Raw genomic sequence first — 16,254 nt, forward strand, 5'->3', positions numbered from 1 at the left:
TAGGTATCGCTTTAACGTGTCGCGGAAGTCCCCACCAACTCTTGGAGACGCTACGCGAACAATGTACTCATAAGGTGGGAATGTATGACGAATCCCCAAAATTTTCTGGTAAGATATATTATTGTCTTGACCCTCCGGGTTCAAAATCGCTCTACTTGGGGAGACCCCAAGACCGCGTTTTTCACCATCAATGCCGCAAGCGAAAACCAAGCTAATAAGTATATGTTGCAAGAGAAAAATTTGGGTCTTGGGAACTAGGACTCCTGCCCTTGGAGGGAATGTCAGACCAAAAAAACTACAGGGTTTTAGAGGCTATTCCCGATGAATTGGGAAGCTCAGACTTCAGCCGTAGGCAAGTCTGAGTAGTTCACTTACCTGATGTTAGCCTTATCATAGCTGAGTGCATAGCAGTCAACCGCCGGACAATCTGCTCAATCTCCAAATCTAATATGCTGTAATCAATCACTGCTTGACGAATAGGTGTATGTCCTTGATTGACAGCTAGCTCTTCTATCCGGGCTGTACGCAGTGCTTGCAGATGCGGTTGGATTTTGTGCAGAGTTTCTTCTAAGTCAGGTAAGGGCAAAGGGGTAGTTTCCTGCTGTACTGAATCAGCCAATTGCTCTAACAGTAGCGAAACTTGGCGGACAAAGGTTTCTAATTCTGGGAGTGGCACAGTTGCTCGAAAATGTTCGAGATGCACTGCCAAAACTGTCACGGCGTTAGTAAAACGTCCCATGTACACCAGCAGCGTCATCACTGGTTCTACTAACTCTTTGTGCATTTGGGGTTCACGCAGCAATCCTTGGAAGGAAGCTTGAGCATTGCCAATGGCTAGTCCAGTTTGTCGCCGTTGACTAATAATGCTAGAGTCACCCTCTTTTGTCCCCTGGTAAACAGCCATCACATCGCTAAAGTATTTGTGACATTCTCGCAGGGCAGTGGCGAGTTGACTGGGTAAGCGATCGCGTTCCCAGTTTGGCCATATAAAGTAATGACTTGCAAAAGCCAGTCCCGCTCCAATTAATGTATTTAACACCCGAAAGCCAGCAAATTGCCAACCAATGGGATTACCAACATCAATAATAAGTAAAACAAATATTGACAAGAAAACCACCGAATACCCATAGTTGAAACCGATCAGGGAAATGCCAAAAAAGACTGTCAGTAAAATGATTATGTCTAATACAGCCTTGTTTGTGATAGTTGCAACTATGATAGCTGCTAACACAGCTCCTAAAATAGTCCCGCCAACACGCTGGAAAAATCGCTGGAAAGTTGCACCCAAGTTCGGTTTGAGAACTAGCATGATTGTTAGTGTTACCCAATACCCCATTGGTAGATTGGTAACGCTGTATAATATTACGCCTACAGCTAGACTGACACCAATACGGAGAGCATGGCGAAAGATTGCTGAGTCTAAGGTGAGATTTTCTTTGAGTAAACTTAAAAGCGATCGCTGTTCGCCTGCAACTAAAAGTAGTGTATCTACATCTCGGCGACTCATTTTGCTGCGATCTACCAGAGATTTAGCTGTTTGAGCCGTGTATTGCAATTGCTTGATCAGCTTTTCGATCATCAGCACCAAGTTAGTGAAAGCCACAAGAGTTGTGTAGTCTGTCTCACTCCCAGCAATTGCTTTTCTTTGCAGATTTTCTTGTTCCTTCAGTGCCTCATAGATGCGGTTGAGATTTCCTAGATCGATACTAGCAGGCTTGCGAGATATGACTTTCGCTATGGCTTGAAGAATAATTGATATTTCCACAAGTGCATCGTCTACTAATTGCTGGACTGCGTAATATTGCTGATGTTGAAAGTGAGTTTCTAGTAATTCTATTAAGGCAATAACTGAGCCAAGCAAGCGATCGCCATCCTGAATTAATACCAATAACTGCTCATCCATCCAACTCCTAGCCGGCTGTCCAATCCGTGTAGTACCTAAAGTAGTGCGTGCTGTCTCTAATGCCTTTCTAATTTCGAGAATATTTTCCGGTGTTGCGACTTTACCGACGAATTTTTGAATGTAGTTGGCGATTGCCTTTAAGCAGTCAGCCAAAGCTATCTGTACTGGATCATAAGGTCTAAAAGGCCACATTACCAACGAAAGTAACATCGCCCATCCACTTGCAATTAGACATAACAGCGATCGCATCAGTGCAACTTCCAAGTTTCCTGGCTGTGCGATCGTGGAAATAAATGATATCCCTACTACCAGACCAACATTTGCCCCAGCATTACCGTACAGCGATGCAAAACCTGAAGCAAGTCCCCAGAGAAATGCCAGCACCACAGTTAGCACTGGAATTTTAGCAACTAGAGTAGCCACAAATACTGAAATAGCGATTCCCAATGTAGCCCCCGTCATCGCCTTAGCTTTTATCTGGTAAGGGCCACCAACATTCGCTAAGTTGACAAAGTAAGCTATTAAACCGACAAATAATCCGCTTTCCCTTTGGTTGATAAGTTGCCCAATTAGCATGGGAACCCCCAATGCTAATGCCGCTCGTAAGCCGTTGGATACTGCTGGTTTTACTGGCTCTGACTGGATCAGAAATCTAAGGAAATTACTTTGATTCAACTGCATTGTTTTTGTTAATAAAACAAAATTTTTATCTGGATTTTCTTAATCTTCTTATATTTGAGGTTGAGCGGCTTATCATTAAATATGTGATTTAACCTGAGAGTTAAATTACGAATAGTGAAGAATTGCTACAAATATATATGCTGAAAAAGCCTCAGATTTATACAAATTTACTTTTAAACAGCTATACGCAGTAATATAAATCGTGTTTACGTGTAAGTTCTGATACCGTTGAGTGCCCTTTCTCACTTTTTAGACATCTTCTAAGATTAAAACAACAGGTTTTAAACATCATCTAAGCAAGGAGAATAAGATGACTAACACAGGTGTGAGTCAGAAGGCTCTTGTGATCATTGACCCCCTAACTGGTAGCACTAATCCAAACCCTTCTCAGATATTGGAAGTTACTGGTCGAGGAGAGGTCAATGTTGCCACTACTTTAACTAAGGTGCAATTGGGGATTCAAGTAGAGGGAAAAACCGCAACCGAAGTTCAAGAAGAAGTTGCTCGACGTTCAACAGCAGTAGTTGATGTGTTGCAAAACCTTGGGGCGCAAGAACTTCAAACTACATCTATTCAACTAAATCCCGTTTTTAGCTTTGCAGATGGGACTCAAACCCTAACTGGCTTTAGAGGGATCAACACACTTCAGTTTGAGTTACCAACCGATCGGGCTGGGGCAGCAATTGACACAGCTATCCAAGCAGGCGCAAATTTAATACAGAATATAAGCTTCACTGCCTCAGACGAAGCATTACAGCAGGCACGTCTGCAAGTTCTTAGCGAAGCTGTTGAAGATGCCCAAGCCCAAGCTCAGACTGTTTTAGTACCTTGCAGTTAACCCCCGGAGAGATTATTGACATTGATATTAACTCATCTAACAATCCCAGCCCATCTCCTTTGGTGTTTGCAGCAGCAGATAGGGTAGCAACAGCTGCTACAACTCCTATAATTGGTGGTCTTCAGTCGGTAGAAGCTAGTGTTTCTCTAGATATCGGTTATTCTCCAAATTCAGCACTCACTCTCCCTTCGGCTACTGATAATCTCATAGGTGGGAGTCAGCAGGCTCTTGTGATCATCAATTCCCTGACTGGTAGCACTAATCCAAAACCTTCTCAGATATTGGAAGTTACCGGTCGAGGAGAGGTCACTGTTGCCACTACTTTAACTGAGGTGCAATTAGGGATTCAAGTACAAGGAAAAACCGCAACCGAAGTTCAAGAAGAAGTTGCTCGACGTTCAACAGCAGTAGTTGATGTGCTGCAAAACCTTGGGGCGCAAGAACTTCAAACTACATCTATTCAACTAAATCCCGTCTTTAGCTTTGCCGATGGGACTCAAACCCTAACTGGCTTTGAAGGGTTGAACACACTTCAGTTTGAGTTACCAACAGATCAATCTGGAGCAGCAATTGACACAGCTATCCAAGCAGGCGCAAATGTAATACAGAATATAAGCTTTACTGCTTCAGACGAAGCATTGCAGCAGGCACGTCTGCAAGTTCTTAGCGAAGCTGTTAAAGATGCTCAAGCGCAAGCTCAGGCTGTTTTTAGTACCTTGAAGTTAACCCCCGGAGAGATTATTGACATTGATATTAACTCATCTGACAATTTCAGCCCGTCTCCTTTGGTGTTTAACGTAGATAGAGCTTTTGCAGCAGGTGCTACAACTCCTATAATTGGTGGTCTTCAGTCGGTAGAAGCTAGTGTTTCTCTAGACATTCTTTATTATCCAACAGCAATTACTCTTGATTCACCTGTAACAGTTTAGAAGAAAGCGTTTTTTGTCAATCAGCTAAAATACTCAAAAAAGATTCAAGAATTCCCGCCTATGTATGGCGGAGAGTGTCAAGAATCATTAATGTCAACTTAAGGTGCAATGGGCGGTTAAAAACGGCATCTACACAAACAAAATCCTCCTCCGTGGGTTAAAAAACCTTAATTTTCCTTTAGTTTGCGGAGGTGGATTTTGCCTATATAGCGGCGAATTCCATGAGACAGTTTTAAGTTGACACCTATGGTCAAGAATGACTCCATACCATCCTAGAAGCGATAAAATCAAAAATAAATTCATACTGTGTTTATGGCAACCCAACTCAGTGAAGGCAAATCCCAAACTGAACTGGTAATCTCTTGGGAAGCCTTGCCCAAGGATTTTCAACTAGAGGATGAACCAGTGGAGAATACAAGTCAGCCACTTTTGGCTGGTGCTTTGCGTGAAAGCCTAGAAATCAGTGGATTCATCCAACCCCAAATGTTGATAGCTTCCAACTTGGGTCTTTGTGCGACAGTCAACGGTCAATTTATTGCTAAAGCACCTGACTGGGTTTATGTGCCATCGGTGAATGAAGTTGTGGGTAATCGCAAAAGTTATACACCAAATTTAGAAGGAGATATTCCAGCGATCGCTATCGAATTTTTATCCGATACTGAAGGTGGAGAATATTCGGTAAAACGAGCTTATCCACCAGGAAAATGGTTTTTCTACGAGCAGATTTTGCAGATTCCCATCTACGTGGTTTTTGAACCTTATGGCGGTTTATTAGAATATTATCAACTGGAAAATAAACGCTATGAGTTAAAGCAACCTGACGAAAATGGTCGTCATTGGATTAATGTGATGGGCTTATTTTTAGGAACTTGGCAAGGAACAAAAGAAGGTCGCACTGGTTATTGGTTACGCTGGTGGGATCAAGCTGGTAATTTGTTACCGTGGGCTGTAGAACAGATTGAACAAGAACGCCAACGCGCCGAACAAGAATGCCAGCAAAAAGAACGGCTGATTGCTTATTTACAATCACAGGGTATTGACCCGAATAATTTGCCCCCGTTCGAGTAGACGATTGGTATTTTAAGACGCAATAAATCGCGTCTTTACATCAGTTTTTTGAGATGATCTGAACTGTTATTTGCAGAAGAAATAACTTATTTCAACCTTCAGTCATCTCCAAAAATTGCGCCTCGCTTAACTGCGTAATTCCTAATGAAACTGCTTTTTCTAACTTAGAGCCGGCATCTTCTCCTAACAGTAAATAATCGGTTTTTTTACTCACCGAATCAGTCACTTTTCCCCCAGATTTTTGAATCAAAGCCTTTGCTTCATCCCGCTTTAAAGTTGGCAATGTTCCCGTAATTACAAAAGTTTTACCTGCGAATTTTTGATTACCATCACCAACTATTTGCGTTTCCTCTGTGGCAGTTAATTGCAATCCTTCTGCTTGTAAGCGTTCTATCAACCTTTGGTTAGCATCAATCCGAAACCACTGGTAGACAGATTGGGCAATTTCAGCACCGATACCATAAATTCCTTCAATATCTGATTGCTTTGCTGCCGCTAACTGGTCTACAGTGAAATATTTTTGAGTCAACAATTGGGCATTTACACTGCCAACGTGACGGATGCCTAAACCATACAATACCCTTGACCAAGGTTGATTTTTTGATTGAGCGATCGCATCCACTAATTTCTCTGCTGACTTTTGCCCCATCCTTTCTAATGCAGATAATTTCTCTGTTGTCAACTCATATAAATCGGCAACGGAATGCACCAAACCTTTATCAACAAGTTGATATACCAGCTTTTCGCCCATGCCTTTGATATCCAAGGCATCACGACTTACCCAATGTTCAATGGAACCTTTAAGAATCGCCGCACAGGAAGCATTGACGCACCGAGTCACCGCCTCGCCTGATTCTCGCACCACCAATTGGCCGCAGACTGGGCAATGGGTGGGCATAACAAAAGGTTCGGTGTCAGGGGGACGGAGTTCTTTGATTACCCTCAGCACTTCTGGAATGATTTCTCCGGCTTTGCGAACGATGACAGTATCACCAATGCGGATATCTAATTGAGCAATGCGATCGCTATTATGTAAAGTCGCGCGGGAAACTGTTGTTCCCGCCAATTGCACTGGGCGCATCTCTGCTAATGGGGTTAACGCGCCTGTTCTCCCAACATTTACAGCAATATTTTCCACACGGGTAGGTGCTTCTTCGGCTGGGTACTTTAAAGCGATCGCCCAACGGGGAAATTTCTGCGTAAACCCTAGCTGTTCCTGAAGTTTAAAAGAACTCAGCTTCACCACTACCCCATCAGTCATATAGGGTAAATTCAGCCGTTCCGTGTCCCAATATTCATAATATTTTGCCACTTCTGCGATCGAAGCACAGCGTTTGTGGTTGGGGTTGACTCGAAAACCCATCTTTTCCAACAACTCCAACGCTTCCCATTGCGTATTAGCAATACTGGTGTCATCTCTACCAGGAATGTGCAGAGTGTAGCCAAAGAAATCTAACCGCCGTTTAGCGACAATGCGGGAGTCTAGTTGCCTGAGTGTACCAGCTGCGGCATTACGGGGATTAGCAAATAATTGTTCGCTGGCTTTTTGCCTTTCCTCGTTGATTTGTTTAAACACTTCCAACGGCAAAAACGCCTCACCTCGAACTTCTACCCTTTCGAGAATTTCTAACCCTTCAAAATTCAAACGTAAGGGAATTGAGCGAATTGTCCGCACATTTTGGGTGATATCTTCACCCGTCACCCCATCACCTCTAGTTGTGCCTCTAACTAGAATACCATCTTGGTAAGTAAGAGCCAAAGCAGAACCATCAATTTTCAGTTCACTGACATATTCCACTGCATCTATTTTTGGTACTTGTCGCCGCCAACGCTGATCCCATGCTTGCAACTCATCAATATTGAATGCATTTTCCAGACTGTACAAGGGGATATTGTGCCGCACCGAGTTAAACTGTGTTGCTGGCCTCTCACCCACGCGCTGAGTTGGACTATCGGGTGCTGTCAATTCTGGATATTGAGTTTCTAGTTGTTGCAATTCTCGATATAGCTGGTCATAGACTGCATCCTCCATGATTGGAGCATCTAGGACGTAATAAGCATAGCTTGCTTGTTGCAATAACTGGCGCAATTCTTCTGTGCGCTTTACTTCAGGCTTAATCTGTGTCATTGAATTATTATAAAATATCTAGGAATAAAATTTAAAGATGATCGTCCATCGGTAGACTTAACATTTTACGTACAGTGCTTCGTGACAAAAAATCATTGTTCGCTGTTAGACTTGTACAGTCCGTACGTAGTATTTTAACTTAGGTTTTTTAAACATCAAATAGGATTCTTATATCTTAAATAAGTTATATACTACTTTTTGAGGATAGCTGGAATTCCACTAACACCATATCTGCGGCAACAGTTCCATTAAAAGTAGCATAACTTTAAAGTGCGATCGCCACGAATCTATATAATCTTAAATTTTTTATCTCTTGGTTTCTCCAGCTACAATAATCGAATGTTCTTCACCTAAAGGTTATTGGCATAGATAATTGATATTTAAAAACACGATAAATCTTGTATCTAGATCAAGGCTTTGATCTTAATTATAACTTTTGATAGAAGAATAATCTTTTACAGCAAAACTAATGACAGATATATGATTGTTTAAAATATGCAATAATGAAAAATGCTTACGATTTTATTTCATTAAAAAAGGTTCCTTATAAAAATATGATGTTATGAATAGCTTTCATCACTTTCGGAAAGCCATTGCCATCCTGGTAATTGTCTTCATGATGATTGGATGGCTATTAACTACTGAAATGTCGGTGCAAGCTCAATCAAGACCAACTGCTCATATTACAGTAGATGGTCGTCAGTTATTTGAACTTTCAGAAGCAGGACAATTTAGCGCAGAAAATCGTGCTGGTGATGCCAACTTAATTTTAAGAGAAGCAGTCCGTTCTCCAGGTGGTGTGAAGGTAGAGATTGTAGAAACTAATCAATTACCTGTAATTCTGGTAAATAATCGTCACCTATTAACGGTGACTCAACAAGATACTTTTACTGGGAGAACAAAACAGGAACAAGCAGAAATTTGGGCGCAACGAATTAGGGAAGCAGTTAAACAAGGTCAAGAAGAACGCAGATTAGATTATTTTTGGCGGGCAATATTAGTAGTAGCTTTATCTGTATTAGGCGCGATCGCACTCCATTTCCTTTTGGGTTGGGTTGGGCGCTATTGGTTACGGCGACTGGTTCCTAGAGAAGCTAATCACCCGGAAACGGGAGCGCAACCCAAAGGAATCGAGCTATTTTTACAATTGACGCTGGTTGTAGTGCGATCGCTACTGTGGATAGGAATAGCTATCTACATTACCGACTTATTCCCCTTAACGCGAGAATGGAGCAGAAGCATTGCCAATATTCTCTGGATGAGCTTAACTTCTCCAGTGATTACTATTGGTGAAAGTTCTTATTCAGTCATCAATATAATTATCTTCATCAGCTTACTTTTTGGAGTATTAGCGATTGCTGGAACTTTAACTAATCTGCTGCGATCGCGCGTATTACGCATGACAAATGTTAGCCGTGGTGTACAAGAATCAATTGCCATTGCTATCTATTACAGTCTAATTTTTATCGGAACAGTTTTATTACTACAAATTTGGGGTTTAGACATCAGTTCTTTAGCAATAGTAGCCAGTGTATTTGGTGTAGCGATCGGCTTTGGCTTGCAGGGAGTTGCTAAAGAATTGGTAAGCGGTTTTGTAATTACTTTTGAACGCGCTATTGAAATTGGCGACTTTGTACAAGTTGGCGAGTTTATGGGAACAGTAGAGCGTTTAAATGCTCGCAGCACCTACCTCCGCACCTTAGATGATATAGTAGTGATTGTGCCAAATTCCCGTTTTTTAGATACAGAAGTAGTCAATTGGAACCATCAGACTTCAGCATGTCGTCTAGTATTACCAATACGAGTTGCTTATGGTGTGAGTATCAATACTATACGCTCTGCATTATTAGAAGTGGCGCTGAAAAATACTGATATTTTAAAAAAACCACATCCTACTGTTTGGTTTCAAGGATATGGTGAAGATTTTTTAAATTTTCAGTTATTAGTTTGGATTTCTAAACCCCGCAAGCAGTTTCAAATTAAGAGCGACTTATATTTTCAGATTGATGAAATTCTCAGACAAAAAAACATCAATATTCCCTTCCCCCAACGCTCTCTACATTTGCGTACTGGTAGCTTACCCTTAGAACTTTCACCACAATTAGAAAATTCATTATCACAACTTTCTGAAGGTTTAATTAATTTGTTAAAAAGCCAGTTACACAAAGACAGTGCAAATGATGCTAATAATTCATCTGCAAAAACTCAAAGTGAAAAATCCGATTCACAGTAAATTTATGGTTATTGGGGAAGAGTAGCCATTGGCTGGTTTTCTCTCCCCTTTTATTTTTTGGAAGTCCAGAGAAATTGCCTTGAGAGGGGCAGAAGGTTTTTTGACACTCTCAGCCCCTTTAGGGTCTGAGATTCTACAGACAGAGTAAACTTAGGTAGTGTCCAAAGCCTAACTCTCGTTGCGGTCGTCAAACACCGCCTACCCAGTAAGCCTAAGTCTAAGCTTAGATTGCTGGCTACTTTTCGCATTATATTCGCGCTACCGTTCAAGTCCGCGTTCACAATTGAACCATTCGCGCTCCTATACAGCCCTCTTTTAACTCGCTTTCCAGATGCTTTCCACCCTTCTGGCTTTTGACCATAAACAGGTAGGGAGTCTCCATCTAAAAAGCTCGACTTGCTCGTGTAGGATTCCTCTGTTTCAATAAATCTAATGCTGTGCAAATCACACAGTTGTTCCAATCGTTTTTTTAGCTTACCCAAAGGCATTTGAACAAACTTTTGATTATTAACTCTACCCATGTTGGCAGAGTATTTAAAGCCTTCGTTCCACCCAATTACTAGAGTGCCAATGCCATGTCTAAGGCAGTGGTTAATAATTAATTTTGCTGCTTTGTTGATACCATCCCGCATTTGGTGATTGCGTTTACGGGTTACACGGTCTAACCAGTTGTCCCAATAGGCTTCTGGCTTGTTCTCTTTACGTGTTGATACCTTTTTATTCCATAGTTGATTCATCGCTTTCATTGCACGAGCATCAATCAACAAGGAATTACCCAATGTATCAACACAAGCAGCTAAATTGTCAGCAGTTCCAAGGTCTATAGACAACGCCTGATTGATGTCTAGTTCGTGTTTTTGCAAGGCTTGTTCATAGGACATTTCCAGGTAAAAAGCACCATTCTTGGGTAGAATCGTAAACTCTTTTACCTTTGAGTAGTCAATGTTTGATGGCATTGGGAGAAAAAACTCAGACACTCCAAACCATCTTCTAACTGTTAGCCCTAAAGAAAATCTAATCTGCCCATTAACAATCAGTGGTCTTTGACCTCCTGAATTGGGGTAAGCAACTTTGAACAACTTTGACCCTTTTAGGTAGCTAGGCGGTTTTGGTTTGAAAGGTAATTCACCTTTTAAGTATAAGTTTCTCAATTCTTTGAAAGACTTAAATGCCTCGGTGGTTAAAACTACCCGTGCCGCTTCCCTAGTAAACTCAACGAGGTTGTCACCAACCCCGTTGGTCTTCAAAACCGTGCTTAATAGTTTCCCATTACACGGCTCCTCAATGATTCGGCACATTGTCATGTGTACTTCACAACTGAACCATCCTCAGTTGTCTTTTCATCGTGGCAGTGTCTGTGTAATATCTGGAGATTTTTATATTCGTCTTTGCCTCCCAAACTTTTGGGGGTTATGTGGTCAATCTCAAGTACATCTTCCTCTCGGAAGTACATTCCGCAGTGGGTACATTTCCCTTTTTGTGACTTTAGGAGCGTTGCCATTCTTAAGGTCGTTTCGGGATGTTTTCCCATTCTTGAACTCCAGTAAATTAGGTTTCCATCGTAGGGACTGGAATCGCCTTTAACTTTCACATGACGGATAATCTTTGTTTCCGTGTGTGACCGTAACCGCATCGGGTTTTTACCCTTCTGCCTGGTTGCGAATACCCAATTATCACCGCCTATAGTTTGCCAATATTTCTTTGACACCCATCCCCCGGACTTCTGGGGGTGGCGGTGTTGCGCCCAAGCCTTTAGCTTTGGATACATGAGATTATCTAAGTCAGAAAAGATAACCTTACTTACAACTGTTGAGTAGTAGTTAGACCATCCTGTTATTACCGAATTTAATCGGTTGATAAGAGGCAGGGGGAACCAGCTTAGGCTGCCAGTTGTTCCTCCTTTTCATCCCGCTTTACGGATTGATGGCTAGTCGCTACCGTAGGGATGATGCTGTTACCGTTGCACCTATGGAGAGGGACTTTTCATAGGAATAACCATGAGGGTGATTCAGTTATCATCTGAGAGAGATTAAAGTGCGGACTCCACCCATTAAGGGTTATCTCTCAAATGTCACTCATCCCTGAACATTTCTATTCATTTCGAGTGAACGAATCGCACCTCAGGTCTGAAGACGCTGAGTTTCCCGCATCCCGCGAACTCCTATGATACAGGAACAATTAAGATTTCGGAACCACGTTATCAAAGAAGACGCTCACCCTTGTTCTTGACGCGGTGAAACTTTTGGTGTACTCCGATACCTTTAAGTAAATAAAATACGCACAACAGCGACCACAGGAGAAGGGTGACGCACAGAGTTTGCTGTTTGCATAACACGGACAAGCGAATTCAAACGCGCTCGGCAAAAAAGTTGAAGAAGAATTCAGAAGTCAGAATTCAGGAGTCAGAATCAAGACGCTCGCGGACTCGCTAACGCTTCTCTACGAGACGCTACGCGAACGCTATCAGTCGGGGATTCAGACCGCGCAGGAATTGTTCGCGCTTGCGTCTCGTAGAGAAGACCACCAAATTTTCAATTTGGTGGGGGTGCAAAAACTCCGATTATTCAGACGCGACGCTCGAATACTCGCTAACGCTACGCTATCGAGTACTTGCTCTAAGCGAAGCATCCCGAAGGGTATACGCTGCGCTATCCGCCAGTCATACAGAATTAATTCTGAATTCTGACTCCTGACTCCTGAATTCTGTTTGATAAATTCTTAGAATCCTTATGCTTTCTCAAAATTCATTATTGAAAGCGGGGTTCTAGAGCGACATTCGTGCTAGATCAACGCAAAGCAACAATGGCATCTAATTAATACTAGATTTTCTAAAATTTGCCGCCTCTTAATTGTATTATAAACCTACTTTCTTCACCCCCATAACCCAGTTTATGTTGGGAGAATGGCTATTTATATCGTTCTGATTAAACTCATAATTTAAGCTTAATTGCAATCAATTTAAAATTAATAATTTTAAAACATCCTCTTAACCTAAATTTGTACTAATTTTAACTCAACCTTTGCTTACGCTGTATGCCTTAGTAAGAAGATTGTGTAGTAACTATGGTAAAATACTGTATTTCCATCGGGTTTTAGATGTATTTTTACCATTAACCCAGAGCTAGAAGTCAAATTGGAGGTTCTTACGAGTTGCTGTTTACTGCATTAAGGAGCGGAGATTCATGAAACTGCAACTGATCCAATTACATCTACTCTGAGCAAAATTAACTGGAGCGTAGACACGTAAGACACACAGGTGCTGCTTGCATAACGTAAAACTAAGTGTCTACGCCGACAGCATGACATTGGCATATTTTCTGTGGAGTTTTCTTAACTTACTTGAGGAGTACAAATGCTTGAGGCTATCGCTGTTGCTTGGTTATTACTGTTTTTTGGCGATTTTCTATCTACATTTTTTTACCACGTACCCGAGCACGTTTTTGGTAGCCTTCATTTAAAAACGCACCACTCCTGGAAGAAAGACTTCCGCCACTACGCTATTTTGACTTTTAATCCCCAGGTTCTTTTAGATGGTATCTTGGGAGCTTTGCCTTATATAGTCATAGCAGTAGTTTTGTGGCCTTTCTCTCCCATTGGTGTAATCTCTGGATTACTGCTTGGTCAGTTTCATGTATGGTGGAGACACATAAGTGTACTAGGTTGGCAAACTCCAAAGCCTGTAAATATTTTATGCAAAATTCTATTTATTACTACTCCTGAGAGACACTGGTTACATCATCACAAAACTAATTTAGGTTTCGGTGATATTTTCAGCTTCTTTGAACAACCTGCACAAATGTGGTTACGCTGGCTTCGGTTACTCAGACTTCGTTTTCGCTACTCTCGGATATAACTGATGCTACCGCTTACCTAAATACTTTTTAAAATTACCAAAAGAAGCTGCGATCGCAGCTTCTTTTTGTAACCTAAAGCAGATGATTTCACTTTTCCTTTCCCCTTTCCCCAAAATTCCAGAAGTCTTGGGATGCCTCTGCTACTGAGTTTATAGCAGTTACCGCATGGGTTAAGATGTAGCAGCAACAGGCGTGAGGTACAGATAATCGTAGTCAACATGGCTGTGCCCCTACCCGTGTACTTCATTTACCTGAAATACGCTGTACAGAAAGAAATAATTAACCACAAATATAAACGTAGGGCACATCACTTCACTACCTGTGCGCCTCTAACTATTCACCTCATTCAAATGAGAATAGCTATAAAGGTATTTTTTCCTACTGTTCAACTTTGCTGTTATATCGCAAATGTTTCTGGGAAGACTAGTCTTAATTAGTAAATTATTATATTCCCTAGATTTATTATGACAATCCTTCTCTTTTCTGGAGATGCAGGGCATAGCTTGCTTAGACGATCGCAGGTACAAAGTGAGAAAATGTCCATCTTGGCAAACTTAGCGGCAGAGGTAGCAGATAAAATTAGTTACCCTGTTAGCTTGAATGTGGTCAATTTGCAACTCGCTCTAGATGAGGTGTTTGATGTCCGCAGTTAGCCTCAGAAAGATTCTCAACAAAAAAGAGTTACCATCTCTCGTTCATAACTTAGTCTACCAGTTCAACATCGCAATTGATGTTGAACTGGTAGACGGCACAAAACTGATTAGCATTGGCAAACAAACTACGGAAAACCGATATCCCATCGAGGTGTCAGGAGAAATCATCGGTTGGGTTGTTGGAGAAGAACAAGCAACTCTACTTGCGACTTTGCTCTCGTTTTTGGCAAAGCAGGAAGCTGAGAAGAAAGAACTTGCTAAAGAATTGCTGGAGCGATACCAGGAAATTGACTTGTTTGATGATATTTCAACTCAACTCACAACAAGTTTAGATACGCGACAGATTGGCCAACTTGTGCTTCAGGAATTGAGCCAATTAATTGAATCATCTGCGGGAATGATTTTGCTTTTGAGTCCAGATGCAACCGCATTTGAAACCATTGCCCAATTTGGAGTGTTTTTTGACCACAGTCAGCCGGAACCGGGTAAGGGAATTATTGGCAACATTGTGCAATCCAATCGGGCAGAACTGGTCAATGATGTGCAAGCCGATCCTCGATTAGAGATGCAGAAAAACGTTAATGCAATGATTTGTGTACCGTTGCGAGCTAAAGAGCGGGTACTAGGAGCGATCGCTATTGGAACGCCCAAAACTGACTCATACAAGGCTGAACACCTGAAACTTGTGAGTATCTTTGCCTCCCAAACAGCGATCGCTATTGACAAAGCTGTGCTTTACGAGCAAAGCACTCAAGCAGCTGTCCAAGCACAAGCCCAGACACAGAAGCTTCAGCAAACTCTTCATGAGTTGCAATTGGCCCAAACTCAGTTAATCCAAAGCGAAAAAATGTCCAGTTTAGGGCAACTCATTGCTGGAGTTGCCCACGAAATCAACAACCCGGTTAACTTTATTTGCGGCAATTTAAGGTATGTTGCCGAATACGCCCACGACTTATTGCACCTGTTGGAAAAGTATCAAACATTTCTACCTGTTGCTCCTCCAGAACTCGAATCAGAGTTAGACAATATAGACCTGGAATTTATCATGCAGGATCTTCCCAAACTGCTAGATTCAATGAAATTAGGCACAAGTCGCATCGTCGAAATTGTCCAATCCCTGAAAAACTTTTCCCGCCATGACGAAGCCGACATAAAAGCCGTCAACATCCACGATGGCATTGATGGAACCCTAATGATTCTTCATCATCGTCTGAAAGCAGATGTTCATCGTCCGGCAATTGAAATTGTTAAAGATTATGCAAAACTTCCTCTGATTGAATGTTATCCCGGACAGTTGAATCAGGTATTTATGAACATCCTGGCAAATGCCATTGATGCGCTCGAAGAGTCATTAGTCATTAGTCATTCGTCATTGGCATCCAACGAATCACAAATCATACTTCCGACCATCACTATTTGTACCAAAATACTCGATCGCCAGTGGGTTGTGATTCGCATTGCTGACAACGGCCCAGGCATGAAGGAAGAGGTTATCCGCCGCATTTACGATCCCTTCTTTACCACGAAAGATGTTGGTAAGGGAACAGGCTTAGGCATGGCAATCAGCTACCAAATTGTTGTAGACAAACATGGGGGAATGCTTAAGTGTCGGTCGCAACCGGGTGAAGGCACAGAGTTCTGGATTCAGATTCCGTTAAATTGTGCATTGGTAAACGCTACTGAAAAAGAGAATTGCACCTCTGCCTCGCCAACTCCCACAACCAAATTAGCCCTTACTTTCGATAGCGACGGCTTCATTCCCTCAACAACTCCAATGCTCAAACCGGCGGATTTGCTAATCCGCCATACTCAACTGATCCAGCGAATGTCACAGCAGAATCCAGATTTGGAAGGTGCATCACCGGAGCAAATTTATCAAATGTTCCAACGTCATCCAATTTCGTTAAAACTGTACGCCACTTTGTTGTCTTGGTTCTGTTGTTCTAACCTACCCAAATAAGCCATTA

General features: G+C 41.9%; 11 protein-coding genes. 7 read left to right on the top strand and 4 right to left on the bottom strand.

What is annotated here, in order from left to right; translation table 11 throughout:
* Nucleotides 1-367 precede the first annotated feature (367 nt).
* Nucleotides 368-2,584 carry an FUSC family protein gene (locus ANSO36C_RS23125; protein ID WP_251956408.1) on the bottom strand — a complete coding sequence of 739 codons (2,217 nt, stop codon included), beginning with the start codon at nt 2,582-2,584 and terminating at the stop codon, nt 368-370.
* 310 nt (nt 2,585-2,894) lie between these two features.
* Here ANSO36C_RS23125 and ANSO36C_RS23130 point away from each other — a divergent pair, with 310 nt between their 5' ends.
* The 3 genes from ANSO36C_RS23130 (at nt 2,895) to ANSO36C_RS23140 (ending at nt 5,419) form a co-directional block, all read left to right on the top strand.
* Nucleotides 2,895-3,422: an SIMPL domain-containing protein gene (locus tag ANSO36C_RS23130; RefSeq protein ID WP_251956409.1), complete on the top strand. Its 528-nt coding sequence runs from the start codon at nt 2,895-2,897 to the stop codon at nt 3,420-3,422.
* Nucleotides 3,413-4,351, top strand: coding sequence for an SIMPL domain-containing protein (locus tag ANSO36C_RS23135; protein ID WP_251956410.1), 939 nt, complete (start codon nt 3,413-3,415; stop codon nt 4,349-4,351). Before ANSO36C_RS23130 ends, ANSO36C_RS23135 begins: the two co-directional genes overlap by 10 nt.
* Before the next feature lie 312 nt (nt 4,352-4,663).
* The gene (locus tag ANSO36C_RS23140; RefSeq protein WP_251956411.1) at nt 4,664-5,419 is read left to right on the top strand and encodes a Uma2 family endonuclease; all 756 of its coding nucleotides are present in this window, start codon (nt 4,664-4,666) and stop codon (nt 5,417-5,419) included.
* A 91-nt stretch (nt 5,420-5,510) separates the two neighbouring features.
* Here ANSO36C_RS23140 and ligA read toward each other — a convergent pair whose 3' ends face one another.
* Nucleotides 5,511-7,547, bottom strand: coding sequence for an NAD-dependent DNA ligase LigA (ligA, locus tag ANSO36C_RS23145; RefSeq protein ID WP_251956412.1), 2,037 nt, complete (start codon nt 7,545-7,547; stop codon nt 5,511-5,513).
* A gap of 562 nt (nt 7,548-8,109) precedes the next feature.
* Here ligA and ANSO36C_RS23150 point away from each other — a divergent pair.
* Nucleotides 8,110-9,780, top strand: coding sequence for a mechanosensitive ion channel family protein (locus ANSO36C_RS23150; RefSeq protein ID WP_251956413.1), 1,671 nt, complete (start codon nt 8,110-8,112; stop codon nt 9,778-9,780).
* A gap of 50 nt (nt 9,781-9,830) precedes the next feature.
* Here ANSO36C_RS23150 and ANSO36C_RS23155 read toward each other — a convergent pair whose 3' ends face one another.
* Both ANSO36C_RS23155 and ANSO36C_RS23160 read right to left on the bottom strand, forming a co-directional pair.
* Nucleotides 9,831-11,027, bottom strand: a complete 1,197-nt coding sequence (locus ANSO36C_RS23155; RefSeq protein ID WP_251956414.1) for an RNA-guided endonuclease InsQ/TnpB family protein — start codon at nt 11,025-11,027, stop codon at nt 9,831-9,833.
* 53 nt (nt 11,028-11,080) lie between these two features.
* Entirely contained in the window at nt 11,081-11,647 is a 567-nt protein-coding gene (locus tag ANSO36C_RS23160) for a group II intron maturase-specific domain-containing protein (protein ID WP_323374610.1), read from the bottom strand.
* A 1,485-nt stretch (nt 11,648-13,132) separates the two neighbouring features.
* On the opposite strand from ANSO36C_RS23160, the gene ANSO36C_RS23165 reads away from it, so the two are divergent.
* The 3 genes from ANSO36C_RS23165 (at nt 13,133) to ANSO36C_RS23175 (ending at nt 16,247) form a co-directional block, all read left to right on the top strand.
* Nucleotides 13,133-13,633: a fatty acid hydroxylase gene (locus tag ANSO36C_RS23165; protein ID WP_251956415.1), complete on the top strand. Its 501-nt coding sequence runs from the start codon at nt 13,133-13,135 to the stop codon at nt 13,631-13,633.
* A 465-nt stretch (nt 13,634-14,098) separates the two neighbouring features.
* Nucleotides 14,099-14,287 (top strand): hypothetical protein, encoded by a 189-nt coding sequence (locus tag ANSO36C_RS23170; protein ID WP_251956416.1) that lies wholly within the window; start codon nt 14,099-14,101, stop codon nt 14,285-14,287.
* Nucleotides 14,274-16,247, top strand: a complete 1,974-nt coding sequence (locus tag ANSO36C_RS23175) for an ATP-binding protein (RefSeq protein ID WP_251956417.1) — start codon at nt 14,274-14,276, stop codon at nt 16,245-16,247. Before ANSO36C_RS23170 ends, ANSO36C_RS23175 begins: the two co-directional genes overlap by 14 nt.
* Nucleotides 16,248-16,254 lie beyond the last annotated feature (7 nt).

The organism is Nostoc cf. commune SO-36 (assembly GCF_023734775.1).
Classification (GTDB): domain Bacteria; phylum Cyanobacteriota; class Cyanobacteriia; order Cyanobacteriales; family Nostocaceae; genus Nostoc; species Nostoc commune_A.